Source organism: Paenibacillus aurantiacus (assembly GCF_042431225.1).
Classification (GTDB): Bacteria; Bacillota; Bacilli; order Paenibacillales; family Paenibacillaceae; genus Paenibacillus_Z; species Paenibacillus_Z aurantiacus.
In genome coordinates, this window is sequence record NZ_JBHMDO010000008.1 from 1 (window position 1) to 15,586 (window position 15,586).

14 protein-coding genes and 6 tRNA genes are annotated in these 15,586 nt (G+C 55.2%); all 20 read left to right on the forward strand.

Features of this window, described 5'->3' with window-relative positions:
• The first annotated feature begins 257 nt into the window (after positions 1–257).
• The 20 genes from ACFFSY_RS03220 to hisH all read left to right on the forward strand — a co-directional run bounded on the left by ACFFSY_RS03220 (position 258) and on the right by hisH (position 15,539).
• A tRNA-Met gene (locus tag ACFFSY_RS03220) sits at positions 258–334 on the forward strand.
• Positions 335–344: 10 nt separating this feature from the next.
• Positions 345–420, forward strand: a tRNA-Val gene (locus tag ACFFSY_RS03225).
• A 10-nt stretch (positions 421–430) separates the two neighbouring features.
• Positions 431–507, forward strand: a tRNA-Asp gene (locus tag ACFFSY_RS03230).
• 23 nt (positions 508–530) lie between these two features.
• Positions 531–606: transfer RNA gene (locus tag ACFFSY_RS03235), tRNA-Phe, on the forward strand.
• A 24-nt stretch (positions 607–630) separates the two neighbouring features.
• A tRNA-Tyr gene (locus ACFFSY_RS03240) sits at positions 631–716 on the forward strand.
• Between the two features lie 16 nt (positions 717–732).
• A tRNA-Lys gene (locus tag ACFFSY_RS03245) sits at positions 733–808 on the forward strand.
• A 274-nt stretch (positions 809–1,082) separates the two neighbouring features.
• Positions 1,083–2,102, forward strand: a complete 1,020-nt coding sequence (locus ACFFSY_RS03250; RefSeq protein ID WP_377489817.1) for a PucR family transcriptional regulator — start codon at positions 1,083–1,085, stop codon at positions 2,100–2,102.
• Positions 2,103–2,193: 91 nt separating this feature from the next.
• Positions 2,194–3,315 (forward strand): ABC transporter ATP-binding protein, encoded by a 1,122-nt coding sequence (locus ACFFSY_RS03255; RefSeq protein ID WP_377489820.1) that lies wholly within the window; start codon positions 2,194–2,196, stop codon positions 3,313–3,315.
• Between the two features lie 293 nt (positions 3,316–3,608).
• Positions 3,609–4,166: a sigma-70 family RNA polymerase sigma factor gene (locus ACFFSY_RS03260; protein WP_377489823.1), complete on the forward strand. Its 558-nt coding sequence runs from the start codon at positions 3,609–3,611 to the stop codon at positions 4,164–4,166.
• A 114-nt stretch (positions 4,167–4,280) separates the two neighbouring features.
• The gene (locus tag ACFFSY_RS03265; RefSeq protein ID WP_377489826.1) at positions 4,281–5,609 is read left to right on the forward strand and encodes a DUF4179 domain-containing protein; all 1,329 of its coding nucleotides are present in this window, start codon (positions 4,281–4,283) and stop codon (positions 5,607–5,609) included.
• A 138-nt stretch (positions 5,610–5,747) separates the two neighbouring features.
• Positions 5,748–6,686, forward strand: a complete 939-nt coding sequence (gene hprK, locus ACFFSY_RS03270) for an HPr(Ser) kinase/phosphatase (RefSeq protein WP_377489829.1) — start codon at positions 5,748–5,750, stop codon at positions 6,684–6,686.
• A gap of 19 nt (positions 6,687–6,705) precedes the next feature.
• Positions 6,706–7,716: a prolipoprotein diacylglyceryl transferase gene (lgt, locus tag ACFFSY_RS03275; protein ID WP_377489832.1), complete on the forward strand. Its 1,011-nt coding sequence runs from the start codon at positions 6,706–6,708 to the stop codon at positions 7,714–7,716.
• A gap of 4 nt (positions 7,717–7,720) precedes the next feature.
• A complete protein-coding gene (gene ppaX / locus ACFFSY_RS03280; protein ID WP_377489835.1) occupies positions 7,721–8,392 on the forward strand; it encodes a pyrophosphatase PpaX in 672 nt (223 codons plus the stop codon).
• Positions 8,385–8,876 (forward strand): acyltransferase, encoded by a 492-nt coding sequence (locus ACFFSY_RS03285; protein ID WP_377489838.1) that lies wholly within the window; start codon positions 8,385–8,387, stop codon positions 8,874–8,876. Before ppaX ends, ACFFSY_RS03285 begins: the two co-directional genes overlap by 8 nt.
• Positions 8,877–9,031: 155 nt before the next feature.
• Complete coding sequence (locus ACFFSY_RS03290; protein WP_377489841.1) at positions 9,032–10,279, forward strand: acyltransferase; 1,248 nt, start codon at positions 9,032–9,034, stop codon at positions 10,277–10,279.
• Positions 10,280–10,749: 470 nt separating this feature from the next.
• Positions 10,750–11,958: an ATP phosphoribosyltransferase regulatory subunit gene (locus ACFFSY_RS03295; RefSeq protein WP_377489844.1), complete on the forward strand. Its 1,209-nt coding sequence runs from the start codon at positions 10,750–10,752 to the stop codon at positions 11,956–11,958.
• Entirely contained in the window at positions 11,955–12,614 is a 660-nt protein-coding gene (hisG, locus tag ACFFSY_RS03300; protein WP_377489847.1) for an ATP phosphoribosyltransferase, read from the forward strand. The genes ACFFSY_RS03295 and hisG overlap by 4 nt, the downstream gene beginning before the upstream one ends.
• Positions 12,615–12,994: 380 nt before the next feature.
• Positions 12,995–14,284, forward strand: a complete 1,290-nt coding sequence (gene hisD, locus ACFFSY_RS03305; protein ID WP_377489850.1) for a histidinol dehydrogenase — start codon at positions 12,995–12,997, stop codon at positions 14,282–14,284.
• Between the two features lie 24 nt (positions 14,285–14,308).
• Positions 14,309–14,908 carry an imidazoleglycerol-phosphate dehydratase HisB gene (gene hisB / locus ACFFSY_RS03310; protein ID WP_377489853.1) on the forward strand — a complete coding sequence of 200 codons (600 nt, stop codon included), beginning with the start codon at positions 14,309–14,311 and terminating at the stop codon, positions 14,906–14,908.
• A gap of 1 nt (position 14,909) precedes the next feature.
• Positions 14,910–15,539, forward strand: coding sequence for an imidazole glycerol phosphate synthase subunit HisH (hisH, locus tag ACFFSY_RS03315; protein WP_377489856.1), 630 nt, complete (start codon positions 14,910–14,912; stop codon positions 15,537–15,539).
• The last annotated feature ends 47 nt before the right edge of the window (positions 15,540–15,586 follow it).

A 15,586-nucleotide genomic window follows, 5' to 3' on the forward strand; every position in this document is an offset into this window, starting at 1 on the left:
GTGGAAGCGCAGCAATGCGTGCAGCTGACGAATACTAATCGGTCGAGGGCTTATCCTAAACGTTTAGGTTCGCAAGAGCTTGAACAAACACAGCTAAAGTGTTGAGTTTCGTATCCAGTTTTCAGGGTGTAACGGATAAAGCCAACTGACAAGTTCAGTGAAGCTTTTGAACTTACAATAGCGTTTGGCGACGTTATTCACCTGATATATATCGACTTCCCTGACGGTATATAATGTAGACAAGCAAGGGATCATGTGGCGGCGTAGCTCAGCTGGCTAGAGCATTCGGTTCATACCCGGAGGGTCGGGGGTTCGAGTCCCTCCGCCGCTACCATATTTATTTCGGAGGCTTAGCTCAGCTGGGAGAGCATCTGCCTTACAAGCAGAGGGTCGGCGGTTCGATCCCGTCAGCCTCCACCATATATAATGCGGAGCCGTGGTGTAGAGGCCTAACATGCCTGCCTGTCACGCAGGAGACCGCGGGTTCGAATCCCGTCGGCTCCGCCATTTATATAATTGCATAGTAATGTGGCTCGGTAGCTCAGTTGGTAGAGCAGAGGACTGAAAATCCTCGTGTCGGCGGTTCGATTCCGTCCCGAGCCACCATTTGTTTTTTCTCACGTGTTATGCGGAGGATTAGCGAAGTGGCCAAACGCAGCAGACTGTAAATCTGTTCTCTGACGAGTTCGGTGGTTCGAATCCATCATCCTCCACCATTTCCTAGCATGTTGAGAGCCATTAGCTCAGTTGGTAGAGCACCTGACTTTTAATCAGGGTGTCGTAGGTTCGAGTCCTACATGGCTCACCATTTCGAAAGCTCAACCTGTGGTCAATGACCGCAGGTTTTTTGTTGTTTTCATTATATGTGTACATTCGCGTAACGACCTGAAAAGCATGGCAATGTATGGTACAATGTCCTAAAAACAAAGAGTACCTTACTCGCGAATAGAGGTTAGAGGATGAGCGAAGCGAACTGGATCGGGCAGCTGGAACAAATCCTTACAAGGCCGATACGACAATGTCATGTAGCAAATCTCGCATGGACTGATCAGATTTCGGCTATGGACTCTGAGCATAAATACGTGCAATACCAGAATACGGTCACTAGAGGCGACTGGGTTCGACTCTCTTCCGGTGAAGTACAGATCGCAATGGGACTGGTCGAAGAACAGGTACAAGTTATACAAGCGCTGGATAGCACGATGAGCGATACGGAAGTGCGCTTGTTGGCTTGGTCGATTCAGAATATGAAGGTTGCGGAACAAACGCTGTTCTCGGGTTTGCCTGAGGGCGAGCGAGTCGTAAGGGAACTGGGCAATTGGATCGTCAATCAGTTGGATCACGACAACCAACCGCTCACGGTTCCGGATCGGCTTATCAGCCGTATCCGTCTCTATAGCACGATGATCCCGTTCCTGCTCGTTGCGGACCAGCTCGAACCCGGACAAGCTAGTTATGGGGAGCTGGAGAAGCTGCTCCGTAGCTTCCTATCCGACGATATTCTTTTGATCCCGCTGAAAGAACAAGAGTGGCTTATTCTGGGTCCCGTTTCCCTGATTCGTGAGGCACAGAACGAAGATCGGGCGGATGAAGATGAGGAATCGATAGAGGATAGTCTGGCTTCCATCGCTTCCGGACTTCATGATATGTTGGCCAGCGAATGGCTGGGGGAGTGTCACTTGGCCGTACTTCAGCCGATCCATCCGGCTAAGGACATCGTGTCCTCTGCCTCGCAATTAAGGGAAACCGTTCACTTAGGACGCACGTTCCACGTGGGCTCGAATATTCATTTGCCATGGTTGCTTCAGCTGGAATGGTTACTTAGCGCAATTCCGGAGCTTCAGCGGCAGCGTTTTGTCGAACAGGCGCTAAAGCGGACGGATGTATTTCTGGAACCGGAGATATTATCGACGCTGGAAACGTTCTTCGCGCTCGATTGCAATGTGAGCGAGACAGCTAAGAAATTGTACATTCATCGCAATACGCTGCTATACCGGCTCGATAAGCTGAAGCAGGAAACCGAACTCGACGTGAGACAGTTTCGGGATGCGGTTTTGGTGAAGATCGTGCTGCTATTGTATAAAGTGACGAAAAGGAATTAGTATTTTTGTAAAGTTTGTGCATAGTCACATATGACCCTGTGAGATAAGATAGTTGTAGTGAAGAACAACTATCTGTTAGGGGGAAATACAAATGGCAGGTGTACGCTTAGAACATATTTACAAAAAATATGCTGGTTCGGACAACGCTTCGGTTAAAGACGTTAACCTTGATATCAAAGACAAGGAGTTTCTCGTTCTTGTCGGTCCATCCGGCTGCGGTAAATCTACGACGCTGCGTATGATCGCTGGCCTCGAGGAGATTTCCGAAGGTAAATTGTTCATTGGCGACCGTCTCGTTAACGACGTAGCGCCGAAAGACCGCGACATCGCGATGGTATTCCAATCCTACGCTCTGTACCCGCACATGAACGTGTACCAAAACATGGCCTTCGGCCTTAAACTTCGTAAATTCAAAAAAGCGGAAATCGACAAGCGCGTTCGTGAAGCCGCTAAAATTCTCGATATCGAACACCTGCTTGACCGTAAGCCTAAAGCGCTTTCCGGCGGTCAGCGCCAACGTGTCGCCCTCGGCCGTGCAATCGTCCGTGAGCCGCAAGTATTCTTGATGGACGAACCGCTCTCCAACTTGGACGCGAAACTTCGCGGTCAAATGCGCGCGGAAATCTCCAAACTGGCAAAACGTCTGGAAACAACCGTTATCTACGTAACGCATGACCAGATCGAAGCTATGACGATGGGGGACCGTATCGTCGTTATGAAAGACGGTATCATTCAACAAGCTGCATCTCCAGAAGAGCTTTACAACCATCCGGTTAATATCTTCGTTGCAGGCTTCATCGGATCGCCTACAATGAACTTCATTACCGGTACGCTGACAGAGCAAGGCGGGGCTACTCGTTTCAAATCGAACGGCGTAGACGTTGTTGTTCCAGAAGGTAAAGCACAACTGCTTCGCGAGAAAGGCTACATCGGCAAGGAAATTATCCTTGGCGTTCGTCCAGAAGATATCCATGAAGAACCAGTATTCCTGGAAGCTTCGCCGAACACGCATGTATCCGCTCACGTTGAGGTTTCCGAGAACCTTGGTCACGAAATGTACCTGTACCTGAATGGTCTCGGTACGGACACGGTTATCGCTCGCGTTGACGGTCGTTCCGGCCTGAAAGAAGGCACGACTGTTAAACTTGCACTCGATATGAACAAAGTTCACGTGTTCGACAAAGCAACCGAACTGAACGTGTTCGAAAACTAATTATAATCGGCTTCGGCCGATCTTAAGCAGCCGTCCTGTAATGGGCGGCTGCTTTTTGCGTTGCGGCTGCGGAGGTATGAGGTGAATGCACGTTTGCGTTGCGGCTGCGGAGGGGTATGAGGTGAGTTCATCGTCTTCGTTGCGGCTGCGGAGGCGTATGGGGTGAACCCATCATTTGCGCGGTGATGGAGATGCGCCGATAATTTCGCTAACTAGGAAAACCGTTTTGTGGTAACGTGCGTCTAATACATACATGTTGCAATGAATCCATTCGAGGGGAAACGGTCGGCGGAATGATAGATGAAGAAGAGTTGATTGCTGCTGCTGCTGGAGGAAATGAAGAAGCTTTCCTCATTCTGATCGAGCGTGAGAAGGAGAAGTTGATGCGGATTGCGATGGCGTATCTACACCAGGAAGCGGATGCGCTTGAAGCGATACAGGAGACGGTCTGCAGGGCATGGTTGAAGAGGAGGAGCTTGAGAAATCCACATTTTATGCGTACCTGGATCGTTCGTATCCTTATTCATGTTTGCACCGATGAATTAAGGCGAAGAAAGAAGATGAATCGGGGAAACCCTGAAACGGATCACCACCTCCATGATTCACAGATCGGCGCTGATGGAGTGAATAATCAAGAGTCAGGTGTTGTGGAGCGGCTCATGCTGGATGAGATCGTTGAATCACTGGATGAGCCATACAGGCACGTGGTCCGGCTGAAATATTATGAGGACATGACGATCCACGATATTGCGGCCGTGCTCGGTAAACCGGACGGCACGATCAGGACATGGATTCATAAGGCGCTCAAGCAGATGCGGACAGCACTTGGAGGCGGAAATAAGCAGCAATAGACAGTTTAACTTGATGGGAACTGCATAGGAACTGCATAGAGGCGAAATACCAGATATCTTAATGACAGCGGGTAGTGGTCTGAAATAAGTTCGGGGTAACAGGGGGCTTATGTTATGAGAAAAATCGAAGAGCAGTTGGTTGATGAGGGGCAGCGAATACGGGGACATTGGAATGGAACGGAATCATCCACATTAGACACCGCCATTAGAGTCGGCCTCGAGAAGGGGAAGGATACGGAGCGCAGAAGACGCAGGAGCAGAAGCCGACTGATCGTGATGAGCGGGACGGCAATCTGTCTTCTCCTCCTGCTGGCCATATCGGTACGAGTGTCTCCCGTCTTTGCGAATACGCTTAGGCAGATCCCCGGTCTGGGCGCCTTCGTTGCTATGGTGGAGCAAGATCCGGGATTAAGCGCCGCCATCGACAACGATCTGATGCAGCCGATCGGGACGACGGTGAAAAGCGGTCATATGGCGATGACAGTAGACGGTGTACTGATCGATGAGCAGCGGTTAATCGTGCTCTATACGGTAATGGATGACAGGAGAGAAGATGTCGGAGATATTAGCAACATTCAGATTACGGATCAAGCAGGCCGGCGTCTTCTCCCGAGCATTCAATTCTTGGAGAAACAGGAGCGGCGCGATAGCCACATGATGGCGGATATCTCACTGGAGGAATCAGCAAATCCGCCAACTTCCCTGACGATGGAAATGAAGATGAACGGCGAGCAGCTCAAAGCGACGTTCCCGATCGATACGAGCCGGATCGCGGGGATGGCCAGGTCAGTGGAAATCGGCCAGACTGTGGATATTGGCGGTCAGAAAATCCTGCTGAAGCGTGCTAGGATAAGTCCGCTGACGCTCAGTGTAGAAGTAAGCTACGATCATGCGAATACGAAGTATATCAATGGATTTCTGAACGTCGTTATTGCCGATGAAAAGGGCCGGGAATGGCGGTCGACCGGTGCGAACGGGATTAGCACAGAGGGCGCGGTATACACATTTCAAAGTAATTATTTTGAACGGCCGGAGAAGCTTATTCTAAAAGGGACCGGCATCTACGCGAGCGATAAAAAGGCCAAAATGGTCGTCGACGTTGTGCAGAAGAAAATCATCGAGGCGCCGGATTCGTTAATTGGACTTTCGTCGGTGGAGCGGAAGAAGGACTACCAGCTTGTTACTTTCTCATTCTTAGGTTTGCCTGCTGTAGAACGTAATCGGAACACCACCTATGTACCCGGCTCCTATATGGATGGCGCTGGCGTCAAGCATAGCCTGCTTATCACGGGCAGCGAACAGATGAGAGCGATGCGCGATAACCGGATGGTACAGGAATTTATTCCGATTCCGCTGGGTGACTTGCCGCAACCGCTAACGTTCGAGTTTACGAATTATCCGGGCCATATTCAGCAGCATTTCGAGATTGACCTCGGGCTGTGAACGGCGGGGCCGCTCTGCGCTGGAAGCGAACGGAAACGTTGCTTTCAGCGCTTATTTTCGTTACGATGAAGACATTGGTAAACATCATACATGCACTGTGGGCAGGATGCAGCAGCACTAGCGTGAGGAGGCCGATTGATGCCGAAGAAAGTGAAAGTGTCCGATCTTGTCCAGCAGTTTCAGCTTGAAATCGTGAGCGGGGAAGACGGACTGCGCCGCAGCATTACGGTAGATGATTTGTATCGCCCGGGACTGGAGATGGCCGGGTATTTTCACTATTTCCCAAGTGAGCGGGTTCAGATACTCGGGAAAACGGAGCTGGCGTTCATGGAGACGCTCAGCAGCGATGAGCGGACCGACCGCATTGAGCGGTTGTGCCATGATGAGACGCCATGCTTCATCGTGACACGGGGATTAGAGGTGCCGGTTGAACTCGTAACAGAGTCCAACAAGAAGCAAATCCCGGTGCTGCGAAGCAATGTGGCTACCACGATTATTTCCAGCCGCATTACGAACTTCCTGGAACGCAAACTGGCGCCTTCGGCGACGATTCACGGGGTTCTCGTGGACGTGTACGGGGTAGGGATGCTAATTACCGGTGGCAGCGGTATCGGTAAGAGTGAGACGGCGCTCGAGCTTGTGAAACGCAGCCATCGACTCGTAGCGGACGATGCGGTCGAAATTCGGCAGACGTCGGATGGTCAGCTGCATGGCACCGCTCCGGAATTGATCCGGCATCTCCTGGAAATCCGGGGCTTGGGCATTATCAATGTTATGACGCTGTTCGGTGCGGGTGCGGTCCGCAACAACAAACGAATTAGCGTCGTCATTCGGCTGGAGAACTGGCAGGCAGACAAGCAATACGACAGGCTCGGCTTGGATGAGGAAACGACGCGCATTATCGATACGGATGTGCCGATCGTCACGGTCCCGGTTCGCCCTGGCCGCAACTTGGCGGTCATTATCGAGGTGGCCGCGATGAATTTCCGTCTGAAACGGATGGGTTATAATGCCGCCTTGCAGTTTACGAATAAATTGACGGAAACGATCGCGGACGATACGGACGATTTCGATTGATAAAAGGAGCTACTGACGCATGTTGACTCTTCAATTAAATCCGATCGCCTTCTCCTTGGGGCCGATCGACGTGCACTGGTATGGCATTATTTTGGGCACTGCAGCGCTAGTCGGGCTGCTGTTGGCCGTGCAAGAGGGCAAACGGTTCGGACTGTCGGCGGATTTCTTCATGGATCTGCTGCTCTTCGGCGTGCCGTCGGCCATTATTGGCGCGCGGTTGTATTACGTGGCGTTCAAGCTCGATGAATACAAGGATAACCCGCTGCAAATTTTCGCGGTGTGGAACGGCGGCATTGCGATCTACGGCGCGCTGATTGGCGCCTTCGCGTGCGGATTTATTTATTTTCGCATCAAAGGGTACAGCTTCTGGCGAATCGCCGATATTTGCGCCCCTTCGCTCATCGCGGGTCAAATGATCGGCCGCTGGGGCAACTTCGTCAACCAGGAGGCGTACGGTGGCGAGGTGAAGGAGAGTTTCCTTCGCAATACGCTGCATTTGCCCGACTGGATCGTCAATCAGATGAACATTAACGGCGTGTTTCATCACCCGACGTTCTTATACGAATCGCTATGGAACCTGGTGGGGCTTGCGCTGCTGCTGGTGCTTCGCCGCCAATCGTTCCTTCGCGCGGGCGAGCTGCTGCTGTCGTATTTCATCTGGTACTCGATCGGCCGCTTCTTCGTGGAAGGACTCCGTACCGATAGCTTGGCCTTCGAGGGCGCTAGCTGGCTGGCGTCGCTCATGAACGGGCTTTGGTCGCCAATGGCTATCGTCTTCGAGCATGGAGACCTTGATCCGACTTATGGCAACGTGCGCATTTCCCAGCTCATCTCCGTGCTGTTGGTCGTAGCCGCTATCATTCTCATCATCGTGCGCCGCAAGAACGGCATGGCGAAGGAGCGTTACCTCGACCCGATTATTAATTACAAAACCGGACTTCCGGCTGGTAGCGCAGCGGACAGCATTTCCACGGCAGCGCCGACAACAGAGTCCGTCGATAGCGCCGATACACGTACAAAGGAGCAATAAACGCATGACATCCGCCATACGAACCGTACTTTACGACCTAGACGGCACCATACTAGATACGAACGAGCTGATCATCCAATCGTTCCTGCACGCGCTGCAGGACGTCGTGCCCGAAGGCTTCGGGCGAGAGCAAATTATTCCGAGCATGGGGCAGCCGCTGCTGAATCAGATGCAGCTGTTCTCCAACTTGGAGGAAGTATCGCAGCTGATATCCCGGTACCGCGAGTTCAATCTCCGCCAGCATGACGAGTATGTAAAGCCGTTCCCCCACGTGGCTGAAGTCATGGCACGACTGCAGCAAAGCGGGCTGCAGCAAGGGATTGTAACGACGAAGATCCGGCTTACGACGGAGAAAGGCTTGCGCTTCACCGAGATCTACGATTATGTGACGCCGGGGGCGATTGTGACGATCGATGATGTGGAGCAGGCGAAGCCGCACCCGGAGCCGATTCTCAAAGCAATCGAAGCGCTCGGCGCCGATCCGGCGACGACGATTATGGTTGGCGACAGCACGGTCGATATGATCGCGGCGGAAGCGGCTGGCTGCATACCGGTCGGCGTGGCCTGGTCGCTGAAAGGCGAAGCGATTCTGCGGGAGAGCGGCGCGAAGCATATTATCCATGACATGCGGGATCTGTTCGAGCTGCTCGGAATGGAGCGGGAGCCGATTGCGTAACGTCGAGCGTTATCCGGTACAAGGGCCGAATGCGCTGTGGCAGGTGTATCGGACGGTAAGCCGGGTGAAGGCGGTACGCAACTTCATTTTCATCCAAATTTCAAGATATTGCCCTTCCCTGCCCGTGAAGAACTGGATCTATCGGCACGTCCTCGGAATGAAGGTCGGGCAGCACACCGCGTTCGCGCTCATGGTGATGGTCGATGTCTTCTTCCCGGAGCGAATTCGCGTAGGAGACAATTCGATCATTGGGTACAATACGACAATTTTGACGCATGAGTATTTAATCGGGGAATATCGGCTCGGCGACGTTCATATCGGCTCGGGCGTCATGATTGGCGCGAATACGACGATCCTCCCCGGCGTGACCATTGGGGACGGGGCTGTCGTCTCGGCCGGCTCAGTCGTCCATAAAGACGTGGCGCCGGGCGACTTTGTCGGGGGCAACCCGATACAAGTCATTCGAAGAAAGAACGAGCAATAGAGCGGCGGATTGATGAAAGGCGGCACGTTTTTGGGTAAAGGACATAAAGGAGATGCAGCGGGGACAAATTAGGGACAGTACGTTTTTTCATTTCCCGGTTTGACCAGCTGCACCGCGGCCTTTGGGCCGCGGCCTCAGAGTGGGGAGGAAACCCAGTGTCCAAAAACGAGAACGTGAACGAGTTGAACGTGCTGCGCGCGATCGCCATTCTCGGCGTGCTGACCGTACATGCCACATCCGCCTCTACGCTTAAATTAGTCAAGCACGATTCGTTCGTCATGTATAACATGATCAACACGTTGGCGCTATTCTGCGTGCCGGCATTCGTCTTTCTGACGGGCTTTACGCTCTTCTATCATTACGGTCCCGATCGGGATATGAAGGCAGGCGATTGGGGCGCGTTTTATCTTCGCAAACTGCCACAGCTCATCATCCCGTACGTGGTATTCTCGGTGCTCTATCAACTCGCCAAGTATGTGATCGCGTCGGGTATGACGTTCGACCATACCTTGATTGCGCAATATGTCGGCAGGTTTGGCATGAATCTGCGCGACGGGACGGCTTATCCGCATTTGTACTATATTTTGGTTGCGATCCAGCTGTATGCGATGTTTCCGATTCTCTATTCCATGGCCCGGAAGTGGCCGCGGATGGGAGTGGGTCTGGTGGCGGTGGGCTTCGCCGTGCAATGGCTATTTTTTGGCTTGCACCGGTTTGAGCTCCATCTGTCGAATAAAGGGACGTTCGCGTTCACTTATTTCGCACCGTTCTTGCTGGGCGCATTCGCGGGGAGGTACTATCCACGCTTCAAAGCATGGGTGGATGTGCGGGAAGGATGGCTGAATACAAGGTTCCGGGCAGGAACGCTGTTGCTCTGGGCGATTTGGGCCGCTTCCGCGCTGACCTATATCGCGGTGTGGCATATCACGCGGATTAATAACAAAGCGATGCACCCGTTATGGTATGAAGCGGGCTACAACGTCTTTACCTTTACGAGCGTGCTGGTGCTGCTGCAGGCGATCTATGCTTGGGCGGGACGGGGACGATTCAGCCGAGCGTATCAAGCGCTTGATTTGATCGGGACGCTGTCATTCGGGATCTATTTGATCCATCCGGGCATGCTGCTGTTGTACCGCAAACTGTCGCCGGGCATCCCGCTCACGGGTATCTACCATGCGTGGATTGCGGGCGGGTTCATCTTCGCCTTAGTTGGATCGGTCGTTGCGCTATTGCTGATTTACCGGTTCGTGCCCGGAGCATCCGTTGTACTGGGCAAGGTGCCGGCGAGGTTCGTCGGAAGACAGCATCCGTCCCCGGCGTCGATTCAATCGGAGCCGCCGGTTCAGTCTCCGCGAAACCGCGGTCGAATCGATACGTCCAATCCGGAAGCGAACAGGGCATGAGTCCCGGTTCGCTTTTTCTTTTGCGGTGGAGAAGGCGGCGACTGTCGTGAGAGCGCAGATGGACGGTCTCATGCGGGGCAATGCTGTGAGGTTAAGGCTCCTGTCGTAGGGCTGACTTCAAGCCCAATGAAGCTTTGTCCGCGAGGACAAAAGCGTGCCCAGCTCTAGCCGACCCGCCGACCGCGTACAATTGTGGCAACACGAATAAGGGAGTCCAGAGGGCGAAGTCCTATGGTTCCCTTCGGCGGAGGGGGAAGGGGGAGGGAGCAAACAAAAGTGGGGTCAAAGGGGCGAAGCCCCCCCTCTTATCCTGATGGCATGGGCGTCGGCAGATGAGGACTGCACAGGTACCAGGCATATGGGCAATCTTGACGGATAATGTAAGGCATGATACGATAGCGACTAATCCTTTATTTTGGCAGCATGGTAACATGGTAGCACATTAACTCACTAAAGTGATGGTGATAAATATGGCGAAACCGAAAGTGTTCGAGAAGCCGATCGGCGTGAAAGACTATTTGCCGCATGCGGTCGCGCGCCTGCGCCAGGTCGAACATCAAGCCCTTGCCTGCATGGCATCTTGGGGTTACGAGCAAATTTTGACGCCTACGATGGAATATTACGATACGGTCGGGGTTGCGAGCGCAACGTCCGACGAGAAGCTGTTCAAGCTGCTAAATAAACGCGGAACGACGCTCGTGCTGCGCTCGGACATGACGGCGCCGATCGCTCGCGTCGTCTCATCGCTGCTGAAGGATGCGGCATTCCCGCTGCGTCTCTCCTATCACGCGAACGTCTTCCGTTCGATCGAAGAAGAGTCCGGCCGCGAGGCGGAATTCTATCAAACGGGTGTAGAATTGGTCGGCGATCCTTCGCCTGAAGCGGATGCCGAGGTCGTGGCGCTCGCGATCGCGTCGCTTCGCGCGGCCGGCGTCGAACGATTCAAAATCGCAATCGGCCATGTGGGTTTCTTGAACGGCTTATTCGAAGAGACGCTTCCGGGACGGAAAGAGGAGCAGGAAGAGCTGAAGGCTTGCCTCCTCGGCCGCGATTATGTCGGTTACCGCGAGAAGGTGAAGTCGCTTCAGCTTGCCGAGCCTGTTCAGCGGGTCCTCGAAGGCATCCTTCGACTTCGCGGCGGGCAGGAGATTTGTAATCAGGCGCTCGACGTCAGCGCGAATACGACGGCGCAGGCTTCCATCACCCATTTGTGCGAGATGTGGGATGCGCTCAAGGCTTACGGCGTAAGCGACTATGTGCTGATCGATCTGACGATGATCGGTGATTTCTCTTATTACACGGGCATGACGTTCGAAGGTTATGCAGCAGATCTCGGCTTCCCGGTCGTGAGCGGCGGACGTTACGACAACCTGCTGACGCAATTCGGCCGATCGGCGCCGGCGACGGGGTTCGCGCTCAAAACGACGCGAATTCTCGAGCTGATCGGCGACCGCGGCGAAGCGGAGACGGAACGGGTGCTCATCGGTTACGACGCCGAGGGCCGGACCGAGGCAATTGCGGAAGCGCAGCGGCTGCGCGAACGGGGTTCGATTGTCGCAACGGAGAAAATGACGGCTGAGCGGGCGGCCGAGCTGCATGCGTCGTTTGATCGGAGAGCGCTGCAGGGCGCGGTATTCAATGTGTTCAAGTCGTATGTCGGAGGAGGCGTGGCGCGATGAGCCAGACTGATATTCAACAGGGCGGCGATCTTCTCATGGTCGCCATGCCGAAGGGCCGTATCTATAAGCAGGTCATCAAGCTGTTCCAGGAAGCGGGGCTGTCCATTCCAGATCTGGAGGAGACGCGCAAGCTCGTCATCGAGGTGCCTGAGGCGGGTATGTCCTTTATCATGGTGAAACCCGTAGACGTACCGACCTTCGTCGAATACGGCGTCGCGGACATCGGCATCGTCGGCAAAGACGTGCTAATGGAAGAGAACAAGGACGTCTACGAGCTGCTGGATCTGGGCATCGCCAAGTGCCGCATGTCGGTGATCGGTCTTCCGAACTGGAAGCCGAACATCCATCCGCGCGTGGCCACCAAATACCCCAACGTTGCTTCGCAATATTTTCGGGAGCAGGGCCAGCAGGTTGAGGTCATCAAGCTGAACGGTTCCATCGAGCTTGCGCCGCTCATCGGGCTCGCTGACCGGATCGTCGATATGGTGGAGACGGGCCAAACGCTGCGGGAGAACGGGTTGGTCGAGATGGAGCAGATCTTCGGCATTACGAGCCGGCTGATCGCCAACCGCGTCAGTTACCGAATGAAGAATGAAGCGATTCAAGGGCTTTGCGACCGTCTGCAGTCGGTTATCGGCAGCGGAGCGAGCGTATAAGCGATGCTGCGAAAGTGTCGGCGTCGCCCGGCGTATTAGAGGCCAACGAGAAGGTAGGGTTTCCTTGAGAGCGCCGCTTGGCGATCCAATGAGAGCTATAAGCGGTATCGTGTGCGCCGCTTGGCGGGGGCAACTCGCACGGGCTCGTCGGTCTCGGTATCGCATGTGCCGTTCGGTGCGGGGGCAACTCGCACAGAGGCGCTCGATCCGCCAGCGATCAAGCGCCGGTAGAGAGAGTGGGGCGGCGCCCGTTCTATAATAGCAGTTTGTTGCCGCATTCTAAGCTATAATGAAAGCTAGATGATAGATTCACGGGCAGGATGATTCCTGCCTTTCACTATACTCCCGGCATGTGAGGGAGCTGGAAGGGGAGAGTGCGCATGCGAGTGCTGCGCGCAGAGCAATTCGGGCTAACCCGGGAAGTCGAATACGGGACGCCAGAACAGAACGAGACGGTTCGCCAGATTGTGGAGAACGTACGCACGGAAGGCGATGCGGCGCTGCTGGCGTACACGGAGAAATTCGACGGAGTCCGGCTTGCGGCCGCCGAGCTGCGAGTGACGGCGGAAGAAATCCAACAAGCCTACGGCAAGGTGGAGGCGCCCTTCTTGGAGGCGATCCGCGAGGCGGCTGCCAATATCCGCGCCTTCCACGAGAAGCAGTTGAGACAGTCGTGGGTCGATGTTCAGCCGGACGGCACGATGCTGGGGCAAATTCTGCGTCCGCTGAAGCGTGTCGGCGTCTACGTGCCCGGCGGCAAGGCGGCGTACCCGTCTTCGGTGCTCATGAACGTCATTCCGGCGCAAGTGGCAGGCGTGCCGGAGATCGTGATGGTGACCCCTCCGGCCACGGGCGGCAAAGCCGGCATCGATCCGTACATTCTCGTCGCGGCGGCGGAGGCTGGCGTGAAGGAAATGTACCGCGTCGGCGGGGCGCAGGCGGTGGCGGCGCTGGCATACGGCACGGCATCGATCGCGCCGGTCGATAAAATTTGCGGGCCGGGCAACATCTATGTGGCGCTTGCGAAGCGGGCCGTCTTCGGCGCCGTGGACATCGACAGCATCGCGGGACCGAGCGAGATCGTCGTGCTTGCGGACGACACAGCTGATGCGGCTTATGTCGCGGCTGACCTGCTCTCGCAAGCGGAGCATGACGAGATGGCGTCCGCGATTCTAGTGACGACCTCGGCGAAGCTGGGCGATGCGGTTGCAGCGGAAGTGGAACGGCAGCTGGCGACGCTGCCGAAGGCGGACATCGCGCGCAAGTCGATCGACGCGAACGGCGCGATTTTGCTGGCGGACACGATGGATGAGGCGATCGCGGCGGTGAACCGGATGGCGCCGGAACACTTGGAAGTAATGGTCGCCGAGCCAATGGCGCTGCTTGGGCGCATCGAGAACGCGGGCGCGATTTTCCTTGGGCCGTACAGCTCCGAGCCTGTGGGCGATTATTTCGCGGGACCGAACCACATTCTCCCGACGAATGGCACGGCGAGATTCTCGTCGCCAGTGAACGTGGACGATTTCCTGAAGAAATCGAGCTTGATCTACTATAGCAAGGACGCGCTGCTCAAGAACGGCGAGAAAATCATGACGCTCGCCCGTCACGAGGGCTTGGAGGCGCACGCACGCGCGATCGGCATTCGGTTGGAGCGGGAAGGCGAACAGTAATCGAAGGAAAGCAGGGGATCTAAGATGGCGGAGAACACGATTCGCGCGGCCGAAGTGGCGCGCAAGACGAACGAGACGGATATTAAGCTGGCCTTCGCAATTGACGGCGGCGGCACGGCGAAGCTCGAGACGGATGTTCCGTTTCTGAACCATATGCTAGACCTGTTCACGAAGCACGGCCAATTCGACCTGACGGTCGATGCGCGCGGCGACGTGGAAATCGACGATCATCACACGGTAGAGGATATCGGCATCTGTCTCGGTCAGACGATCCAGCAGGCGCTGGGCGATAAACGCGGCATCAAGCGGTACGCCTCCGTGTTCGTACCGATGGACGAGGCGCTGGCGCAGGTCGTCGTCGACCTGTCGAACCGTCCGCATTTCGAATATCGGGCGCAGTACCCGTCCCAGCAGGTCGGTTCCTTCCAGGTCGAGCTCGTGCAAGAGTTCCTGTGGAAGCTGGCGCTGGAAGCGCGGATGACGCTGCACGTGATCGTACACTACGGACAGAATACCCACCACATGATTGAGGCGGTGTTCAAAGCGCTCGGCCGCGCCTTGGACGAAGCGACGAGCATTGATCCACGCGTGCAAGGAGTGCCTTCGACGAAAGGGGTGCTGTAGGATGATCGCCATCATCGATTACGGCATGGGTAATTTGCACAGCGTCAGCAAGGCGGTCGAACGACTCGGCTTCGAAGCTGTCGTGACCGATGACGAGGCGGTGATCATGAGCGCGGAGGGCGCGATTCTGCCGGGTGTCGGCGCGTTCGGCGACGCGATGGACAATCTGCGCGCGACCGGGATGGATAGCCTAGCTAAGCGGTATGCAGCCTCCGGTAAGCCGCTGCTCGGCATTTGCTTAGGGATGCAGCTGCTGTTCGACCAGAGCGAGGAGCACGGACTGAACGATGGTCTGGCGCTGCTGCCCGGCCAAGTCATCCGGTTCCAAGGGGATTACAAGGTGCCGCACATGGGCTGGAATAAGCTGAGCTTCGTCCAGGATAGCCCGCTCTTCGCGGGATTGTCCGAAGGTCATGTGTACTTCGTGCACTCCTATCACGTGAAGCCTGCCCGGCAGGGCGACCTGTTGGCTACGACCGACTATTATCAGCCGGTAACGGCCATCGTCGGCAGTGGCAATGTGTACGGCATGCAGTTCCACCCGGAGAAGAGCGGCGAGCTCGGCATGCAGCTGCTGCGGAATTTCTTGACCTTGACGGGCGCGAAACAGACGCAGCGCGTGAACGAATAAGTTGATATCGCGGGAGCGGGTATCCCGCGCAGATGATCGGATGGAAG